The organism is Candidatus Ozemobacteraceae bacterium (genome assembly GCA_035373905.1).
GTDB lineage: Bacteria > Muiribacteriota > Ozemobacteria > Ozemobacterales > Ozemobacteraceae > MWAR01.
The window spans coordinates 15,011-34,640 of record DAOSOK010000046.1 but is presented as its reverse complement, the minus strand read 5'-3'; the positions used below and the strand labels follow the sequence as shown (position 1 = coordinate 34,640).

Annotated in this window: 13 protein-coding genes; 7 read left to right on the top strand and 6 right to left on the bottom strand. The window is 60.4% G+C overall.

Annotated features, from left to right (window positions below; translation table 11 throughout):
- The 3 genes from PLU72_17840 to PLU72_17830 form a co-directional block, all read left to right on the top strand.
- On the top strand, positions 1-357 hold a 357-nt coding region (locus PLU72_17840), incomplete at its 5' end, for an ankyrin repeat domain-containing protein (GenBank protein HOT30043.1).
- Between the two features lie 95 nt (positions 358-452).
- Complete coding sequence (locus PLU72_17835; protein HOT30042.1) at positions 453-770, top strand: type II toxin-antitoxin system RelE/ParE family toxin; 318 nt, start codon at positions 453-455, stop codon at positions 768-770.
- Positions 757-1,044 (top strand): helix-turn-helix domain-containing protein, encoded by a 288-nt coding sequence (locus tag PLU72_17830; GenBank protein ID HOT30041.1) that lies wholly within the window; start codon positions 757-759, stop codon positions 1,042-1,044. The genes PLU72_17835 and PLU72_17830 overlap by 14 nt, the downstream gene beginning before the upstream one ends.
- A 14-nt stretch (positions 1,045-1,058) precedes the next feature.
- On the opposite strand, the gene PLU72_17825 is transcribed toward PLU72_17830, so the two are convergent.
- The 4 genes from PLU72_17825 to PLU72_17810 all read right to left on the bottom strand — a co-directional run bounded on the left by PLU72_17825 (position 1,059) and on the right by PLU72_17810 (position 6,157).
- Complete coding sequence (locus PLU72_17825; protein HOT30040.1) at positions 1,059-1,886, bottom strand: hypothetical protein; 828 nt, start codon at positions 1,884-1,886, stop codon at positions 1,059-1,061.
- 69 nt (positions 1,887-1,955) lie between these two features.
- The gene (locus PLU72_17820) at positions 1,956-3,299 is read right to left on the bottom strand and encodes a hypothetical protein (protein ID HOT30039.1); all 1,344 of its coding nucleotides are present in this window, start codon (positions 3,297-3,299) and stop codon (positions 1,956-1,958) included.
- Positions 3,296-4,501 carry a 6-phosphofructokinase gene (locus PLU72_17815; protein HOT30038.1) on the bottom strand — a complete coding sequence of 402 codons (1,206 nt, stop codon included), beginning with the start codon at positions 4,499-4,501 and terminating at the stop codon, positions 3,296-3,298. Before PLU72_17815 ends, PLU72_17820 begins: the two co-directional genes overlap by 4 nt.
- A gap of 231 nt (positions 4,502-4,732) precedes the next feature.
- Positions 4,733-6,157: an ankyrin repeat domain-containing protein gene (locus PLU72_17810; protein HOT30037.1), complete on the bottom strand. Its 1,425-nt coding sequence runs from the start codon at positions 6,155-6,157 to the stop codon at positions 4,733-4,735.
- 191 nt (positions 6,158-6,348) lie between these two features.
- Here PLU72_17810 and PLU72_17805 point away from each other — a divergent pair, with 191 nt between their 5' ends.
- The 4 genes from PLU72_17805 (at position 6,349) to PLU72_17790 (ending at position 16,732) form a co-directional block, all read left to right on the top strand.
- Positions 6,349-7,011 carry a carbonic anhydrase gene (locus PLU72_17805; protein HOT30036.1) on the top strand — a complete coding sequence of 221 codons (663 nt, stop codon included), beginning with the start codon at positions 6,349-6,351 and terminating at the stop codon, positions 7,009-7,011.
- Between the two features lie 112 nt (positions 7,012-7,123).
- Positions 7,124-9,751: a helicase C-terminal domain-containing protein gene (locus PLU72_17800; GenBank protein ID HOT30035.1), complete on the top strand. Its 2,628-nt coding sequence runs from the start codon at positions 7,124-7,126 to the stop codon at positions 9,749-9,751.
- A gap of 204 nt (positions 9,752-9,955) precedes the next feature.
- On the top strand, positions 9,956-14,908 hold the full coding sequence (locus PLU72_17795) for a hypothetical protein (protein HOT30034.1): 4,953 nt from the start codon (positions 9,956-9,958) through the stop codon (positions 14,906-14,908).
- Between the two features lie 12 nt (positions 14,909-14,920).
- A complete protein-coding gene (locus PLU72_17790; protein ID HOT30033.1) occupies positions 14,921-16,732 on the top strand; it encodes a tetratricopeptide repeat protein in 1,812 nt (603 codons plus the stop codon).
- A 20-nt stretch (positions 16,733-16,752) separates the two neighbouring features.
- Here the strand turns inward: PLU72_17790 and PLU72_17785 are convergent, their stop codons facing one another.
- The gene (locus tag PLU72_17785; GenBank protein ID HOT30032.1) at positions 16,753-17,613 is read right to left on the bottom strand and encodes a hypothetical protein; all 861 of its coding nucleotides are present in this window, start codon (positions 17,611-17,613) and stop codon (positions 16,753-16,755) included.
- Positions 17,610-19,613 (bottom strand): hypothetical protein, encoded by a 2,004-nt coding sequence (locus PLU72_17780; protein ID HOT30031.1) that lies wholly within the window; start codon positions 19,611-19,613, stop codon positions 17,610-17,612. Before PLU72_17780 ends, PLU72_17785 begins: the two co-directional genes overlap by 4 nt.
- Positions 19,614-19,630: the final 17 nt, after the last annotated feature.

The window sequence follows — 19,630 nt, the reverse complement described above, 5'->3', positions numbered from 1 at the left end:
AAGCGGTTCCTAAAATTCAGACGTCAGGTGGGCGTACACCGGAAATGTCGGATGTTCGAGAATACCGATTTCGTGAAAAAGCTGTTCGAACTGGGAGCCGACATCAATGCAACTGATGACAGAGGCAACAAGCCGATCAAATATGCCGTTACAAGCCCCAGAGCGCCGATGCAGACCGTCGAGTTCCTTTTGAAAAACGGAACGACACTTTCAAAAGAAGACTTTGAAGTTCTTCAAGGGGAAGTGAAAGAGGCGATGCGTTTAACGCAGGAGCCTGGCATGCATCCGTCGGAAAAGACGTCTATCGAAATAATTGCTGAGAAATTTGAAGCAGTGAAGAAGCACTTCAATTACTGAGAGATGACCAATACGTCGATTTCCTATCCAATCGGGATGACCGGAAGGGGAAGAGTTGACATTTATACGGCACTGCCGTATATTTACATTATCGAATGGAATTCATCGAGACATCGCTTTTCAGCAAACTCATTAGGGAATATTTCTCTGATGAGGAGTATTCGGCATTACAATGGCTGCTTCTCGCCCAGCCGGATGCTGGAGATCTGATCCCGGGAAGCGGCGGACTGCGAAAACTGCGGTGGGCGGCACCTGGGCGCGGAAAGTCGTCTGGGTATCGAGTGATCTACTATTGGCGGGATCACAAGAGACAGATCTGGTTGCTTACCATCTACGCCAAGAGTGAAGCTACGAATATACCGGCGCATGTTCTGAAAGCGATCAAGAAGGAGATTGACGATGACAAAGCGTGACATCGGCATGGAGATTCTCGAGGGCCTTCGGGAGATCAAGCAGGGCGGCGGGCGGCGATTCGCGGCCGAGGGGCTGACGGATATCCGGGATATTCGTGAAAAGATGAGCTTGAGCCAGTCGGCTTTTGCCGCACTGCTTGGGGTTAGTTTGCGGACCTTGCAGGATTGGGAGCAGGGGCGCCGCCAACCGACCGGGGCAGCCCGCTCTCTGATACTCGTTGCGCAGGCACGGCCGGAAGTTCTGCTGGCTGTGCTCCTGAAGAAGGCCGCTTAGAATCGCGTCTCGCATCAAAAGCGCCCTTGGTCCAAATCAGCAGCAGCATCAAAATCATGAATGACACCCTGCATTTTATCTTGAATGGCCTTCGGAATAGCAAGATTCATTTCTTTTGCATATTTCATGACGAGCTCAACAAAAAACACTGATGGCTTACGAGTTGTTTTCACTTCTTCAATGAGAGAATGAAATATTCTTGGATCTTTCCTTGCAATGAAAATTTCTATTAACTTAGAATCATACTTATTCGTTGTCGGCATGTTAAATCTGGCAGCAAGCTTTCCCAAACATTCTTCATCACCCTGGGCTGCGAAATACATATTGCAATATCGCTCTAATTCATCCCTTATCGGTGCAGGGCCATCACACAGATCATCAATGTTCGACACCACCCATTTGACAAAGGAATCAAAGTGCTGGTCTGGTGCAACAGAGACAACATGACCAAGAAAAGAATAAATATATTTTTCAATATCATGAGGGGCATCTCGCTTCAGGCGATCGATTTCCTTCGTTACAACGCTTACCAATTCCGCTGAAAATCTACCTTTGGCTTCCTGGTTCAAACGCAGCATTGCACGATAAACATTTTCACGAATATCATGACCTTCTTCATACATCTTAACCAGCTGCTCAAACACCCTCTTATCTGAAGTTCGATGAGCAAACAAAAGACCGCGGAGTCTAGATTTTAACTCTCTGGCTTGTAGATATTGCAGAACTGTTCCAATTTCAGATTCTTGAATTATCTTTTCAGTTGCAATGAGAGGAATTGCACCTCCCATTATCAAAACAAACACAAGAAACAACCAAACAATCGAACAACCGCGCAAGGTCATATCGCCTTTCAACGTATACGTATCTAAACTCCGAGCCTCGGTGTATCGCTGTGAAACGGTCTTGGTATGTTACTGATCGTTCCGCACGAATTTGATGACGGCTTCGACGTGGTGGGTGCGGGGGTAGAGGTCGATGCCGGCGACATCCGCGATTTGGTAGCCGGCCTTTACGAGCGCCTGAGCGTCTCGGCGCAATGATTCCATATCACACGCTACATAGACGATCGTCGCGGGTTTGAGTTTCGCGACGGTGGCGGCGATCGTGGGCATCCCGGTGCGGGGCGGATCGACCACCAGCGCGTCGGGTTCCGGCGCGAGTTTTCCGAGTTCCTTCATCGCGTCGCCTTCGACGAGGGTGATCCGTTCGCCGCATTTCGCTCGCTGACGGTTCCGGATCGCCATGCGAACGGCGCCCGGGTGCGACTCGACGGCCTCGACCGTCGCGCCGGCGGCGGCCAGGGGAATCGTGAAATTCCCGGCGCCGGCGAAGCCCTCGACGATCCGTTTTCCGTCGGCGGCGCCAGAGAGGCGCACCACTTCCCGCACGAGATGCTTGTTCTGGAACACGTTGCCCTGGCTGAAGAAGCCGGGCTCGGTGAAGAACGGACCGCCCTCGACGCCGTGGGCGAGAAGGCCGGCGACCGAGACGTCCTCGAGCACGCCTTCGACGCCCTTGTCTGGCCGTCCGTAGCTGAGCCCGGCCAGGTCGGCCCCGCGGATCAGTTTCCAGAGTTCCGGCCTGACGCGGCCCGGCGAAGCTCCGGCGCCGAGCGTGAGATGGCCGGTCACGGCTTCGGGCCCGGCGTTCGCCGCGGCCAGCACGAGGCCGTCGACGCGGAAGGGCAGGGCACCCAGCGCCCGCCGCGCCGCCACGAGTCGTTTTCCCAGGGGTTTCGTCAGGAGCGCGCACGAGGTGACGGGAACGATGCCCCCGTGCGTTTCGTCCTCGTGCCCTTCGGCCGGCAGGAATCCGGCATCCTGTGATGCCCGGTGCCGGCCCTGGTGAATGCGGACACGGGGCATGTACCGGATCGTCTCGCCCTCGCGGGCGGCGGCGAACGGCGCAATGGTCGCCGTGTCGAATCCCGGAATATCCTCGAGAGCCGACGTGAGGATCTGCTGTTTTCCCTTGCGGCGGCCTTTTTCCGAGAGTTCCAGCCAGTCGCAGCCGCCGCACGGCCCGTGGAACGGGCAGTCGGGCTTGATGCGGTCGGGCGACGGCTTCGTCAGTTCCTGCGGCTCCCAGGTCGGGCGGCCCCTCGGGCCGGCTTCGCGCACGAACTCGATCTCGTCGCCGGGAAACAGGCCGGGAACGGCAACCTCTTCGCCGTCGATCACCGCAACCCCGCGACCGCGGGCATCGAATCTCGATACGACGATGCGGCGCCGTTCTCCGGCCTGAACGGACGTCATTTCTTCACCACCGGGGCCATCAGCCGCTCGTAATCCGGCATCGAGCCGAGCAGAGGGCGGGCGTATTTCATGAACTCGTCGGTGACGTCGGTTCCCATCGGGGCGATGAACTTGTCGGGCATGCCCTTGGTTTCCTTCGCGACCGTCTCGAGCGGCGTCAGGAAATACTCGACCGAGTAGTCGCCGGTGCGCCGGATCGCGACAGAGCCGTCGACCTCGTTCCAGATCGCGAACTGGGCGGCCTTTTCCCCGACCTCGCGGGCCTCGGCTTGGTCGACCTCGGAAACGATGCCGACGAAGCTGCGCTGCAGGTAGCCGAAAGTGTCGGCGCGAACGCGCTTGATCTTCAGCTCTTTCTTGATCAGGTCGGCGAGCAGGTCGCCCAGCGCGCCGGTGCCCGAAAGCTGCACGTTGCCGTGGGCGTCGGTCTCGGCGTTCTCCATGAGCTGGGTGATGACCGGCTTGTTGTCCTCGCCGAGAATGCCTTCGGAAACGGCGACGATGCACCGGCCGAACTTCTTGTAGACCTGCTCGACGTCCTTCACGAAGGACTCCTTACGGAACTGACGTTCGGGGAGGTAGATCAGATGCGGACCGTCGTCCTCGTATTTGCGCGCAAAGGCGGAGGCGGCAGTGAGGAAGCCGGCGTTGCGACCCATGACGACGGCGATGTAAACGCCGGGCAATGAGCGGTTGTCGAGGTTGGCGCCGGCGAACGCCAGGGCGACGAACTTGGCCGCCGAGCCGTACCCGGGACAGTGGTCGGTGACGCGCAAGTCGTTGTCGATCGTCTTCGGAATATGGATGCAGCGCAGCTCGTAGCCGGCGTTGCGGGCGTTGTCGTTCACGATGCGGACGGCGTCGGCTGAATCGTTGCCGCCGATGTAGAAGAAATAGCGAACGTTATGCTTCATGCACACCTTGAAGATCTTCGCGCAGTATTCGGCATCCGGCTTGTCGCGGGTCGACAGGAGGGCCGAACTGGGCGTGCAGGCGATGCGCTCGAGGTTGTGCGTCGTGGCCTGGGTCAGATCGACGAAATTCTCCTCGACGATACCCCGGACGCCGTGCAGGGCGCCGTACACGCGCTGGACCTCGGGAAACTTCCGCGACTCCAGAACCGCGCCGACCAGGCTCTGGTTGATGACGGCCGTTGGGCCGCCGCCCTGTGCGATCAGAACATTCCCGACTAACTTCGCCATCGTGTTTCTCCTCGTTCCTGAATATGATTCACCATCTCAAAACGTGCATCACTATGCACCACGGACCGGTATGCGGTCAAGTTTCCGCCGGAAATCACCCCGCGCCGGGGGAAGAAGTTGATGCCCGGGATCGCCGAAATGAAAAGCACCACCGGGCGGTCCCGCGAGGGAATTCCCGATGGTGCGTTCAGGAGTTTTCAACTCCCGCTCCCAATAGAGCGGGGAGAATCATCACGGAGCCGATGGAGCGGGGACTGCGGGAGAGGCCGCCGGGCGGAGTTTCGACGGGTCTTCGACGCCGCCGCGTTCCCTCAGGATGTTCGCCGCCTCGACCTGGCCGGAGAAAACGGCCCAATACAGGGGCGTCTGCTTTTTGCTGTCGAGGGCGTTCACGTTGGCGCCCCTGGCAAGGAACAGCCTGAGCACATCGGAGGCTCCGACTTCCGAGGCGACGTGAAGGGGTGTCCGGTCAGAACCTTCAGCCGCATTCCAGCCGGTGATATTGACGTCGGCGCCCGCATCGAGGAAAAGCCGGCAGAATTCGAGATTGTTCTTCCATGCTGCGACGTGCAACGGAGTTGCGTTCATGTCGTCACGAGCGCCAAGATCGGCTCCACGTTTGACCAGGAGTTCGACGACGGCCTTGTTGCCCGTTCCGACGGCGTAATGGAGCGCGGTTCCCTTTTCCCCGATCCGGGCGTTGATATCGAATCCCTTGTCGAGCATCGAGGCAGCTTCTTCGACCTTCCCGTCGGCGATCAGCAGCTTCATTCGCTCGCATTCCGCCGGAGTGGGACCTCGCTGGGGTTCGGGCGGGGGGGGCGGTTCGACCGTTTCGCTGGAAGGTTCAACGGAAGGTTCGGGAACGGGTTCCGGCGTGACGGCGGTCTCGTTTTCGCCTGGTTGCTCGGAGGCGGGCTCGGATGCCGGCTCGGGCATGTCGGCCGGTTCAGCCCCAGGTTCCGGTTCGGGAACGGGTTCCGGCGTGACGGCGGTCTCGTTCTCGCCTGGTTGCTCGGGGGCGGGCTCGGATGCCGGCTCGGGCATGTCGGCCGGTTCAGCCGCAGGTTCCGGTTCGGGAACGGGTTCCGGCGTGACGGCGGTCTCGTTCTCGCCTGGTTGCTCGGGGGCGGGCTCGGATGCCGGCTCGGGCATGTCGGCCGGTTCAGCCGCAGGTTCCGGTTCGTCAACGGGCGCAGGAGCGACAGTCTGATCGGACGGGGCTTCGGATGGAGGCGGAGCCGTATCGGCAGGTGCGGCTGTTTCCGTGGACCCGCTCGAAGGTTGGGACGGCTGCGACGCGATCTTCCCGACCAGGAGTTTCTTCAGCATCTCGATGAGTTGCCGCAGCAAATCGATGACGCCGCGCAAGGTGTTCGTCAGAACCGTAAGGGTTTTCTCCTTGAGCTCCTTGAGTTCTTTTCGCTTGCCTTGGGTATCCTCACCGCTGCCCATCCCCATGCCATCCGTAGTTGTCTCCGTGCTGCCGGCGGAGTTTGAAGATGAGGTGTTCGCGGGTTCACCTTCCTGGACCTGTTGAATTTTTTTTCCAGAAAACGGGGAACGGATGCCGGAATCCGCCGCGTGGGCGCCGCAGAGCCATCCAAGGGAAACGATCAGAAGAACCACTGCCGGAAACCGTCGTCGGTTTTTCATGTTTTGTCTCCTCGAGTTGATCATCGCTCCCAGTATACGATACTTTCAGGGAGAAGTTTCATATCCCATCGAAGAATTCATTTGCACTCCCCGGACATCCGGATGAAAATCTGGTATCACCTCCGAGTGGAAGTATCGACGTGACGGACGCGGGTTGTTCACAAACCGGCGAATCATCGAATGGAGATAGCATGAAGTATAGAATATATCTGACAGTTCTTCTGTCCTTCGCCGCATCCGCGGCGTTCTGCAGCTCGCCGGGTCACGGGCAGACGAGCGTCGGCTGGGACACCGCCCGGCTCAAGCTGATGAGCGGGAACAAGCGATTCGTCGAGTCGCGCATGCGCCATTCCGGCCATACGGCGCGTCGCCGCATCGAGATCGCCAAAGGGCAGCATCCCTTCGCGGTCGTCGTCTGCTGTTCCGATTCGCGGGTGCCGCCAGAGATCCTGTTCGACCAGGGGCTCGGAGATCTGTTCGTCATCCGCCTGGCCGGCAATATCGTCGACGACGCGGCCATCGGAAGCATCGAGTACGCCGTCGAGCACCTGAACGTTTCCTACGTGATGGTGCTCGGCCACGAGCGATGCGGCGCCGTCGAGGCAACCGTCAAGGGGGGCCATTACCCCGGGTGCGTCGGAACGCTGGCCAAGGCGATCAGGCCCGCTATGATCGATGCGGCCCGCCAGTCCGGCGATTTCGTCGAAAACACCGTTCGGGCCAACGTCGCTCTGGTCGTTCGCACGCTCCGGTCAGCCGGGCCGATCCTCGAGGAACGGTTCAGAAACGGTCTTCTCTCCATCGAAGGAGCGCGCTACGACCTCGACGACGGCACCGTCGAGATGCTCCCGTAAGCTCCCGGCTTGTCCGTCAATCCCCCGAACCGGCGACCGAAACGGCTCTCGCCGGTCTTCGGGCGTTCCCCGTATTGACAGGGTCGTGGCGCAAACGTAGAATGGCCGCTCTATGACGGAAGAAACGCAGAAAGGACGGCCCCGCGCGGCATCGAGACGGCGACCGCCGTTTCCCATCAGCAGGGAAGACCGGGAGTTGCTCGTCGATGAGATCCAGGCCGCCGGCGGTTCCGAAGTGCTGTCAGCCGCGACAATCGGCGAGGGAGGGCGGTGGGTCGACCTCCGCGTCCTCGCCCGCGGAAACGACAGCGCCGCCCCGGCGATTCTGAGAGGCCTGCGCGCGGGCGACATCCTGTTGCACAACCATCCGGACGGCGTGCTGCAGCCTTCCGATGCCGATCTCGGCGTCGCGTATCTCTGCGGCCAGTCCGGCATCGGCTTCGCCATTCACGATAACGAGTGCACGACGGCCTACGTCGTCGTCGAACCGCCCGCGCCGGAAGGATACGAACCGCTCGATCGCGACGGAATCGTCGCCCTCCTGCAACCCGACGGTGCGATTTTCAACAAGCTCGAGGGTCACGAGGAACGACCGGGCCAGATCGGCCTGATGGAATCGGTGATCGACGCTCTGAATGCCCCGTGCCACGCGATTCTTGAGGGAGAGACGGGGGTAGGGAAGAGCCTCGCCTACCTGATCCCGGCGCTGTATTTCGCGCATCTGCGCAAGTGCCGGGTCGCCGTCTCGACGAACACGCTCAACCTGCAAAGCCAGCTGTGCGGGAAAGACCTTCCGTTTCTGTCGAAATATATGCCGTTCCCCTTCACGTTCGCTCTGATGAAGGGTCGCTCCAACTACCTGTGCCGCCGCCGCATGGCCGAGATGGAAAATCCCATGGAAGGCGAGATCCTGCTCGACGCCGACGAGCTCGACGAGTATCTGAAGCTTCGGCTCTGGGCCCAGAAGACCGGCGACGGCTCGCTCGGCGATCTGACATGGGAACCGAAAGACTCCCTTTGGGAGAAGGTCTGCGCCGACAAGGACGCATGCCTTCACATCCGGTGCAGCGAGTTCAAGCGGTGCTTCTTTTTCGAGTCGCGCCGCAAGGCATCCGAAGCCGACCTGCTCGTCGTCAACCACAACCTGCTTTTTTCCGACCTCGCCCTGCGCGCCGAGAGCCGCGACTACTCGCAGGTCGCCGTTCTGCCGGCCTACAAGGCCGTCATTCTCGACGAAGCGCACAACCTCGAAGAAATCGCCACCCGGCATTTCGGCAGCCAGGTCACCGGCTTCGGCGTCCAGCGCACCCTCGGCCGCCTCTACCACAAGCGCGGTCGCCGCGAGGGCGGGGTGCTCTCGGTCCTGCTGACCCGCCTGCTGCTCGGCGCGGGAACATTCGCGCCCAAGCTCCGCGAAAGTGTAGCGGCAGATATACAGGAAAAGATCATCCCGCTCCGCAACGAAATCAGCGACCTCGCCCGCGAGGTGTTCGACGACGTCCTGGCGTTCGTCATCGGCGAAAAACAGCCGTATTTCGGCGAGCACCGGGTCCGCCTCACGAAACACCACGTCGGGCGTCCGCCGTTCACCGATCTCGCGGCGAAAGCGTTCAGCCTGCGGGACGAGTTGTCCAACCTGGTCAGGCTTCTCCGCAGACTTCACAAACGCCTCGCCGACGCGATCACCGCGGCAGGCGAGGAAGCGCCCGAAGAATCAGGAAAGGGGAACCGTGAGTTCGAGATGCCCCTCGTCGAGCTGAACAGCTTCGGCGGCAGGTTCCAGAAAATTCAGAACTCGCTCGAACTCCTCTTCGACCTCGAGGCCGAAAGACGCGATTCGTTCGTGCATTTTTTCTCGGTCGCCGTCCGCCAGAGCGGGAAATATCCGGCGATAAACTCCTTCCCGATCGTCGTCTCGAACGTCATGGTCGACAACTGCTTCACCTGCATTCCGACCGCCGTTCTCGTTTCCGCCACCCTCACGGCAAGCAAATCCTTCGATTTTATGAAGTCCCGACTGGGCCTCGACAGCGACGAACTCGAACCAGAACCCATCGAGGGCCTATTCCCGTCACCGTTCGATTATAAAGAGCAGGCTCGGCTGTTCATTCCGATCGACCTGCCAGATCCCGCGTCCCCCGATTTCATCGAGCGCACCGTCAGGCCGGTGGGCGAGATTGTCCGAACGTCGCAGGGCGGAGCCCTCGTTCTATGTACGTCATACCGGCACCTGAAGCACCTTTCCGACGCGCTCTCGGTCGAACTCGAAAACGAAGGACTTCTCGTCATGAAGCAGGGCGACGCCTCTCGCGACGAACTCCTGCGCAGGTTCCGCGACGACGGGAACGCCGTCCTTTTCGCGACCGAAAGTTTCTGGGAAGGCATCGACGTCCCTGGAAACGCCCTCCGGAATCTCGTCATCGCCAAACTGCCGTTCGCGATCCCCGACGACCCGATCCTCGAGGCTCGGCAGGAACTCCTGAAGGCGCAGGGAAAAAACGCGTTTTCTGAGTATCAGCTTCCGATGGCCGCCATCAAGCTCAAGCAAGGTTTCGGCCGGCTGATCCGCCACCGCGAAGACCGCGGAACGATCTGGATTCTCGACCGCCGCCTCGTCACGAAAAGCTACGGCACCTACTTTCTCGACTCGCTCCCTCCCGCGCCGTTCAGGCAGGGTCCCCTCGACACGCTGCTTCCCCACGCCAGAACCTTTTTCGGCAAATTCCTAAAGCACGATTGAGACGTGCCATTTCCGTTCAATTTTCGATCAAAACGGAATACTTCACGTTAAATTTCGAGGCAGTTATCTCGTTGCACCTGAAAATCCGACGATTTGCCTGAAAATCGAAAGAATTTTTTCGCCCTGCCAAGCCGATAGAGTAATGGGGAACTGTTTTTTCACGAAGAGCAGCGTTTCCCAGGACTTCGAGAGAAGAGGCTTGCCATGTCGATCATCACTGGAATGTCGCCGGCGCAGGTCGCCGTATTGACGACAGCTCAGATCGCGGCTTTAACGACGGAAGATTTCAAAGCCATGACGACGGCTCAGGTGAACGCCCTGACCAGCGTCCAGGTTCCCGCCATCGAGACGCGGGATCTCGTGATTCTCAGCACCAGCCAGATCCAGGCAATTCAGACCTACAACATCCAGCTTCTCCTCGCCAATCAGGCGAAAGCCCTGACCGCCTCGCAGGTCAAGGCGCTGACGAGCGACCAGGTCAAGGCGCTGACCACCTCGAACATCACGCAACTCTCGGCCGCCCAAATCAAGGCCGTCGATGCGGGCGACCTCGCCGTTCTCTCTACCGACCAGATCGCCTCTCTGACCTCGAATCAGACTGCCGCTCTGTCTACGCAGCAACTCGGAGCGCTGTCGACGGACCAGCTTCTCACCTTCACCACGGACGAAATAAAAGCCCTGACGACCGCGCAGGTGAAAGGCCTGACGACCGAGCAGATCGCGGCTTTGTCCACTGCCCAGATTTCCTCCATCGAGGCCGCCGATCTCGCTTCGTTCTCCACGAGTCAGATGAGCGGCTTTACGACCGATGCCATCAGCGTTCTCTCCACCGCGCAGGTCAGGGGCCTCACGTCAGGTCAACTGAAAGCCTTGACCAGCGACCAGCTCAAAGCGCTGTCGACAGCTCAGATTGCGGCCCTTTCCCCGCTCTCCGTCATGGGAATCGAGGGGCAGGATCTCGCGGAACTCTCGGTTGAGCAGGTCGCCGCATTCACTTCCTCCCAGACCTCGACCTTGTCGTCACAGCAGTTGCAGTCTTTCACGACGGATCAGATCAGGGCGTTCGGGACGGAAGACATCAAGGCGTTGACCCCGCTCCAGATGAAGGGCCTGACGACCGATCACCTGTCGGCGCTTACGAGCGATCAGATTCTTGCGATCGAAACCCAGGATCTGGCGGCTCTCACGCCGGCACAGATCGTCGGTCTGTCTCCCGCCGGCGTCGGCGTGCTTTCGACGAATCAGATCAAATCTCTGAGTTCGGCGCAACTCAAAGCCATGACCAGCGACCAGATCGGCGCGTTGTCCACGGCCCAGGTCGTAGCCATCTCCCCCGGCTCGCTCGCGGGAATCGACGGTGACGACCTGGCGACGCTGGCGAACGACCGCATCGCAGCCCTGACGACGGCCCAGACGGCGGCGTTGACGACGCTTCAGCTGCAGGCACTCACCACTGGCCAGATCCAGGCGTTTGGAACAGAGGATCTGAAGGCTCTCACCGTCTCCCAGATGAAGGGATTGACGACCGACCAGCTTGCAGCCCTGTCGCCAGCCCAGATCGCCGCGATCGAAGCCATGGATCTTGCGGTGCTGACGACGGCCCAGATCGCCGGTTTGACCACCGCAGGCATATCGGCCCTGACAACGGATCAGGTGAAAGGGTTCACGTCGTCGCAGCTCAAGGCCATGACCAGCGACCAGATCGTAGCGCTTTCATCCGCCCAGATTGCCGCGCTGAACCCGGCATCCGTCAGAGGAATCGATCCGGCAGACCTTGCTGGCCTTACGGCTTCTCAGATTGCCGCCCTCACATCCGTGCAGACATCGACGCTGACGACCCAACAGCTGCAGGAACTCTCCGCGGCCCAGATTGCGGCCTTCGGCACTGAAGACGTGAAAGCGCTGACCACGGCTCAGGTGAAAGGCCTCACCAGCGACCAGATCGCAGCTCTGACGACCGCACAGATCTCGGCCCTCGAGACGCAGGATCTCGCGGCATTGACGACGGGGCAGGTCATCGGTCTGACCATCGACGCCATCAACGCCCTTTCGACCGGTCAGGCCCGGGCCCTGACGTCCGACCAGCTCAAAGCCCTGTCGAGCGCCCAGGTGACGGCCCTCTCCACCGCTCAGATCGCGGCGCTCTCTCCAGGTTCGATCATGGGAATCGCGCCGGAGGACCTGGAAGGATTCACGGCCGGGCAGATCGCCGCCCTCACGTCGGGCCAGTCGATAGCGCTGACCACGCTTCAGCTGCAAGCCCTGACTTCGGATCAGATCGCCGCCTTCACGACCGGCGCGATTCAGACCCTGACGACGGCCCAGTTGAAAAGCCTCACCAGCAGTCAGATCGCGGCGCTCTCCACCGCGCAGATCGCCGCCATTTCCCCGTTCTCGATCAAGGGAATCGAGGCCGCCGATCTTGCCGCTCTCACCACTGCCCAGATCGCCTGCCTTTCTACGGCGCAAAGCGCATCGCTGACGACCCAGCAGCTGCAGGCGCTCTCGACCGATCAGATCGTCGCGTTCGGCACCGAAGACATCAAGGCCCTCTCAGCGGCCCAGGTCAAAGCGCTGACGAGCGACCAGATCGCCGCTCTGACATCCGGCCAGATCGCGGCGCTTGAAACCCTCGACATCGCCGCGCTTTCAACCGGTCAGATTCCGGGGCTCACGACGGCGGCCATCGCCTCGCTGACGACCGCCCAGGTCCGAGCGCTCACCGCACTCCAGCTCAAGGCGATGAGCAGCGAACAGATCGTCAGCTTCTCGACGGCGCAGATCGCCGCTCTGGCCGCATCTTCGATCTCTGGCATCGAAGCGCCCGACCTTGTCCAGCTTTCGACGGATCAGATCGCCGCCCTGACCACCGCGCAGACGATTTGGCTGTCCACGCAGCAACTGCAGGCGCTGACCACCGACCAGATTCTCGCCTTCGGCACCGACGACATGAAAGCCCTCTCCAGCACCCAGATCAAGGGGCTCACGACCGATCAGATCGCGGCTCTCGACTCGCCGCTGCTTTCCGCGCTCGAAACCCAGGATATCGCCGCCCTGACGACGGCCCAGATTCCCGGGCTGACGCAGATCTCCATCAGTCTGCTCACGACGACGCAGGTCCGGGCTTTGAACGCGGCACAGCTGAAAGCCATGACCAGCGACCAGCTGACCGCCTTCTCCGCCGATCAGATCGCCGCGATGCTGCCCTCGGCCATCACGGGAATCGAAGGGGCGGACCTCGCGGCGATGGCCGTCGATCAGATCGAGGCCCTCACGACCGCACAGACCGCCGCGCTCACGACCCAGCAGTTGCGTTCCCTCACCAGCGACCAGATCGCCGCGTTCTCCACCGCCGATATCAAAGCCCTCACCAATCTGCAGGTGAAAAGCCTCACGTCCGACCAGCTCGCGGCCCTGACGACCGAACAGATTGCCGCGATCGAGACCCAGGACCTGACAGCCGTCACGGCGACGCAGATCATCGGCATCACCACCGAGGGGATCGCCGCCCTTTCCACCGGCCAGGTCAAGGTTCTCACCTCTGCTCAGCTCCAGGCCATGACCAGCGATCAGATCTCGGCTCTCTCGCCCGCGCAGATGGCGGCGATTTCTCCCACGTCGATCAAGGGCATCGACGGCAGCGACCTTGCCGTGCTCTCGACGGACCGGATCGCGGCCCTCACATCGCTCCAGGTTCCGTCGCTGAGCGCTCAGCAGCTGCAGGCCCTGACGACGGATCAAATCGGCGCATTCGGAACAAACGAGATCAAGGTGCTCTCGTCGACGCAGGTGAAAAGCCTGACGAGCGACCAGGTCGCCGCGTTGTCCCCCGCCCAGATAGCCGCCATCGCAGCGCTATCGATCAGAGGAATCGACGGTGAAGATCTCTCCGCCCTTTCGACCGACCAGGTCGCCGCCTTCTCGACCGCACAGACGGCCTCTCTGACGTCCCAACAGATTCAGGCGTTCACCACCGACCAGATCACGGCGTTCGGAACGGACGACATCAAGGCCCTGAACATCGCCCAGATCCCCGGTCTCACGTCCTCCCAGATCGCCGCCCTGACGACCGACCAGATTGCCGCCCTTGAAACGCTGGATGTGTCGGCGTTCGTCGCTTCTCAGATCCCGGGGTTCACGACGGCGGCCATTTCCGTTCTCTCGACGGCCCAGGCACGCGCATTGACCTCGGCCCAGCTTGGCGCGATGACGACCGACCAGCTCACGGCGTTTTCCACGGCGCAGATCGCGGCGCTTTCGACGGCCACCGTAAAGGGAATCGGCAGCGCAGCCATTTCCGCCCTCTCGCCGGACCAGATCGCCGCCCTGACTTCCGCTCAGACGGCCATGCTTACGACGTCCCAGATTCAGTCCATGACGACGGACCAGATCCAGGCATTCGGCACCGACGACATCAAGGCTCTCACCACAGCCCAGGTGAAGGGTTTTACCACCCAGCAGATTGCCGCCATGACCTCGAGCCAGATCGCCGCTCTTGAAATTCAGGATCTCGCCTCGCTCACCATACTCCAGATCGTCGGGATGACGACGGACGGGATCGCCGCCCTGACCAACACGCAGGTTGCGGCGCTGACGTCTGATCAGCTCAAAGCCATGACGAGCGATCAGATACGGGCCCTGTCAACATCGCAGATTGCGGCTCTTTCCACGGCTTCGATCAAGGGCATCGACGGAAGCGATCTCGCCGAGCTCTCGACGGACCAGATCGTTGCTCTGACGACGGTCCAGACCGCGATGCTAACCACCCAGCAACTGCAGTCGCTTACGACGGACCAGATCGTTGCCTTCGGCACCGAACATATCCGGGCTCTCATGCCTACCCAAATGAAGGGGCTGACCACCGACCAGATCGTCGCCCTGACCACCGAGCAGATCGCCCTCATGGAAACCCAGGATCTTGCGGCTCTGACCACGGCCCAGATCCCGGCGCTCACCACCACGCAGGTTCTCGAAGGGCTGACGACGTCGCAGATTCCGGCGCTCACCACGGCGCAGATCCCTAGCCTGACCACCACCCAGATCCAGGTGCTGACGACGGATCAAATCAGCCACATGACGACCGCCCAGGTCCGCGCGCTGACGAACGCCCAGATTGCGGCTCTCTCGACGGATCAGATCATGGCCCTCCCGATCTGAGGCGGGCGTCTCGTGTCCATCGACACCGGGTTTTCCGATCTCATCCTGAGCGCCTGGAATGGCGATCTCGACTTCACCGGTCTGCTCGACCAAGCGAGCCGGCTCACGGCCCAGGGCCGAGCGCCGCTGGCCGCCGTGCTGTATCAGACGTGGCTGAAGCGGAATGCGTCGCCGAACCGGCAGTTCGCCCTGTTCAATCTGGGTGCGATCCTGTTCGCCGAGGGAGATCTCGAGGGGGCGAAAGAGGCTTATCTCGAAGCGATCCGTCTTGCTCCGGCATTCATACAGCCCCGTTTCAACCTCGGGCTGACCTTCGAGAAGCAGGGTAATATAGATGCTGCTATATCAGAGTGGCATTGGATCGACGACCATGTGGCGCCCGACCAGCCCGACACCAGGCCGATCCTTCTCATGGCTCTCAACAACCTCGGCAGAGTGCTCGAAGAGCGCAAGCAGATGTTCAGCGCCAATGCCTGCCTCACGAAAAGCCTGATCATCGAGCCACGCCAGCCCGACGTCCTGCATCACCTCGTGTACCTGCGTGAAAAACAGTGTTCGTGGCCGGTGTATGCCCCCATTCCCGGAGTCGATCCCGACCTGATGCGCCGTTCGACCTCGGCCCTCGCGATGATCAGCCTCTCGGACGACCCCGAAGAGCAGTTGAACGCCGCCCGGGAGTATGTCCGAAACAAAGTCCTCGCCGGCGTCCCCCCGCTTTCCGAACGACGCTCCTACGGTCATCGGAAGATCCGCATCGCCTACTGTTCGTCGGATTTCTGCCTCCACCCGGTTGCAATGTTGACGGCGGAATTGTTCGAGCTTCACGATCGCGAACGGTTCGAAGTCTACGGGTTCTGCTGGACGAAGCAGGGGCATTCCGGTCTCCGTCAGCGCATCATGGACGGAATGGATCATTTCATACGCATCGATTCATTATCGGATGAGGCAGCCGCGCGCGAGATCCGCGGCCATGAGATCGACGTGCTGGTCGATCTCCACGGACAGACGCTGGGAGCACGCCCGAACATCCTCTCGTACCGGCCCGCCCCGATCCAGATCACGTATCTTGGGCTTCCCGCGACGACGGGCCTGCCGTCGATCGACTACGTGATCGCTGACCGGTTCCTGATCCCCGAGGAATACGCCCGGTTCTATTCCGAAAAACCCCTGTATATGCCGGACGTCTACCAGGTGAGCGACCGGCGCCGGAAGCACGCGCAGCCGCCGTCCCGTAAAGATTCAGGCTTGCCGGACGACGGGTTCGTCTTCTGCACGTTCAACAATAATTACAAATATACTCCCGAGATGTACGACGCCTGGATGAACATCCTGCGTCGAGTTCCCGGCAGCGTTCTGTGGATGCTCTCGGACAATCCCTGGGCCGAGGCGAACCTGAGAAGCGAAGCGACGGCCAGAGGCATCGCCGGGGACAGGCTCATCTTCGCGCCGCGGGTTTCCCCCGAACAGTATCTCGCGCGGTATACGATCGCGGACCTGTTCCTCGACTCGTTCCCCTTCAACGCCGGGACGACCGCCAACGACGCGCTCTGGATGGGGCTGCCGGTCCTGACCCGGAGCGGCCGAACCTTCGCTTCCCGTATGGCGGGAGCGCTTCTGACGGCTGCCGGCCTTCCCGAACTGATCACGTATGACCGGCGCGACTACGAGGAAAGAGCCGTCGAACTCGCTCATACGCCGGAGCGGTGCAGGCGCCTTCGGGAGCACCTGCGTGATGTCCGCGAGACCGGCGTCCTGTTCGACACGCCGAGATTCGTCCGGAACCTTGAACGGGAACTTGAGCGCCTCGTCGCCGAACTCGGCTGACCAAGTTTTTCCCGGGACGTTCAGGAAATGACCGCTCCCGGATGTTCCTCCAGGGACCTTGTCGCGGCTGCGTACATCTCGCTTTGGACCTGGGCGAACATCTGTAGATACAGGTCCTTGCCGGTCTTGTGATACATCAATTTGCACCAGTTGGCGAGCGGGATCAGGCCAGCGGCCCTGAAGGCCCTCTTTTCGAGGATGTCCAAGGGATACTCCCACGCGACGATCCGAAACTCGGGGTGCAGTTTCACGAAGACCGAGAACATCCGCTCGATCAGATACGGTATGACGGGAAGGCGTTGCACGTGGCCCTCTCCGCCGGCGGATCCGAACCGATTCAGCCAGAACGGACTGGCTTCACGGTCTTTTTGAGCTTCGATATACGCGAACGTCCGCTCCATGAATTCGATATACGCCCGCCAGAAGGGGCGACTGCCGATCCACAGGTTGGCGTAGGCCGTGCTCAGGTGATGGTCGACGCTTCCCGCCAGATCGACGAGGATTCCCAGGTCGTCGAGCATCCCCTGGGCGATCCTCGTGATGCCGGGATGCCAGACTTCCGCCTGGTGCCACACGTTCCGATAAAACGCAACCTGAAACACCGCCGGACTGAAAATGTAACAGTCGGCCCCCGGGTGCGCCGCGACGAAACCCTCGATCTGCCCGTAGTCCAGTTCGAGCTTCTGTCGGTATTTCCAGCTGAAAAAACCCGTCAGGTTGTCGAACGGCTGTTCCGCATCGAACCAGGCGGTGCGCATGACCCAATACTCGCACCATTCCGGGCGGAGATTCTTGCGGTTGTCCCACGGCTTCATCCGGGGTTCGAGGAACGATCGCTGCTCGTCCCGATACCAGATCTGGTGGATGGTCAGGCCGTTCACGGATAGAAGTAGGCGACGGTCACGACGAACAGGATGCCGAGGATAAGAGGCCAGAACAGCACCTTGGGAATCAAATTGTCCCGATACTCGATGATCGAGTTCTCGTCGGTATGGGCGTAGAGGATCGAGTTCGCCGAGACCGTGATAAAGATGAAATACATCGTGAAATAAAAGTAATCCATATATATGATCTGCTCGGCGTCGAGACGCCGCCGCAGGTCGATCTGCGCGTAGATCACGACGAAAAACAGCGCGGCGGCGACCTGCAGGATGACGCCGGAATTGAACCCGAGCCGCTCGGCGATCGTTTCCTGTTTGGTGCTGATGATCAGGACCGAGAACATCTGAAGCGTGACCACGAACAGCGGCAGGATGCAGGACATGAACGGCTCCATGAAATTTCTGCCGATGAGCATGTGAAAGTGCAACTCCGGGAACTCCGTCTGCCCGGCGAACCGATTCAGCCCGAAATTGGCATTGTAATTATAGTCAACGAAATTAAAAAACGTCTTTTTGATCCGCCACGAGGGGAGGATAAGGTCCTCATCCGTGCCGGGCAGCTCCTGGGGGGCAAGTTGGGAGAAGGCGATCAGATCGGGTACGAGAACCACGTTTTTGTCGAAATCCGCGTGCCACATGCGGATCCAGACATCTTGCTGGTCGAAGGGGTAGGTCGAGTAGTCGAACCATTCGCGAAGAGTCAATGCGAAGCTCCAGCCGAGAATGCGAACATCCTTCTCCGTCCGCTCGTAGGCCTTATCAATTTGCGCCTCGACGGCTTCGGGGAAAACGACCCCCTCCTGGACGCCGGGAATGCCGTCTTTTGGGTATTTCTGCCAGACGTATCCGGTGATTTTGACGTTCGTCGCGCTTTCAAACTCGATGGACTTGACGAAGACGCCCGTCGGAACGAAACACGGTTCCTCGAGACCGGCCTTCCTGGAGGCACGCTTGTAATCCTCGAGCTTCGCGGTAAGGCGTGAAGGCTCGACGAGCGGCCCCCCGCCCTCGATATACGGCGGAAAGGTCGACGTGGTCAGGAGCCAGATCGTACCGATGCCGACCCCGAAGATCAGCGTGTACACGCCGGAAGCCGTCCAAAGCATATCGGCGAGGTCTTCCCGCCGGAGGAACCAGACCGTGGCCCCCGCCAGGAGAAGGATGAAGAACGACACGAGAGCGAAATACTCCTGCTTCCGCATCACTCCTGACAGCGGAATCATCTCGTCCCGGTTGATGTATCCACAGACGGCGAGATCGAAGCCATCGAGGGGCATCCCGAACAGCCACATCCGAGTTCCGCTTGCAGTGGTCAGAGGCACGAACAGTTTCTCGTGTCGGGCAAGAATCCTGGCAAACTGCGCTACCTCGGGCTGATTCATGGAGCGGGCGGCTTCGAACAGATCTCCCGTGTGGCCCATCGCGTCACGATGGGGATGCCAGAGAAATTTCCCGTCCGTTCGAACGAAAAACGGAAATCCGTAATCCCCGAGATCGTAGGAAAGCAGGAGGGATTTGATCCGCCAGTGCTCGATCTCCATCGTCAACTCCCCGACAGCTTCGGCGCCTGAGGCGGTGACCCGGACGGGCAGATGGAGGAAGGGAATCAGAGATGCGGCATCGCTCGCGGACAAACCGGCTTTCAGAAGATGCATCGGTTCGGCGAAGGGGGAGAGCTGGCCGCCGGGGGAGGCGATGGAGAATCGGATGCCTCCGAGGTCTCCGTTTCCGGCGAGGAGCCCCTCGAGACGGTCCGACAATGCGTCCCTGTCGATGCCGCCGGCCGCAAGAGCATCGACGATCGGAGCCGATTCGCTTGCCAGGGTGGTGCAGAGGCCGGTCAGATATCCCGAAGCTTCGCCGATCCGCTTCCAGATTTTCTCCAGAGCGGTGTTTTCGGCGTTCGACATCGTGGTTTTCAACGCGAATGCGTTCCAGCAGACGAGGCAGGTCGCTACGAGAAACACGAGAAACGCCATGACTGTTATATATCTACGCATATATGCCTCCTGCGAAG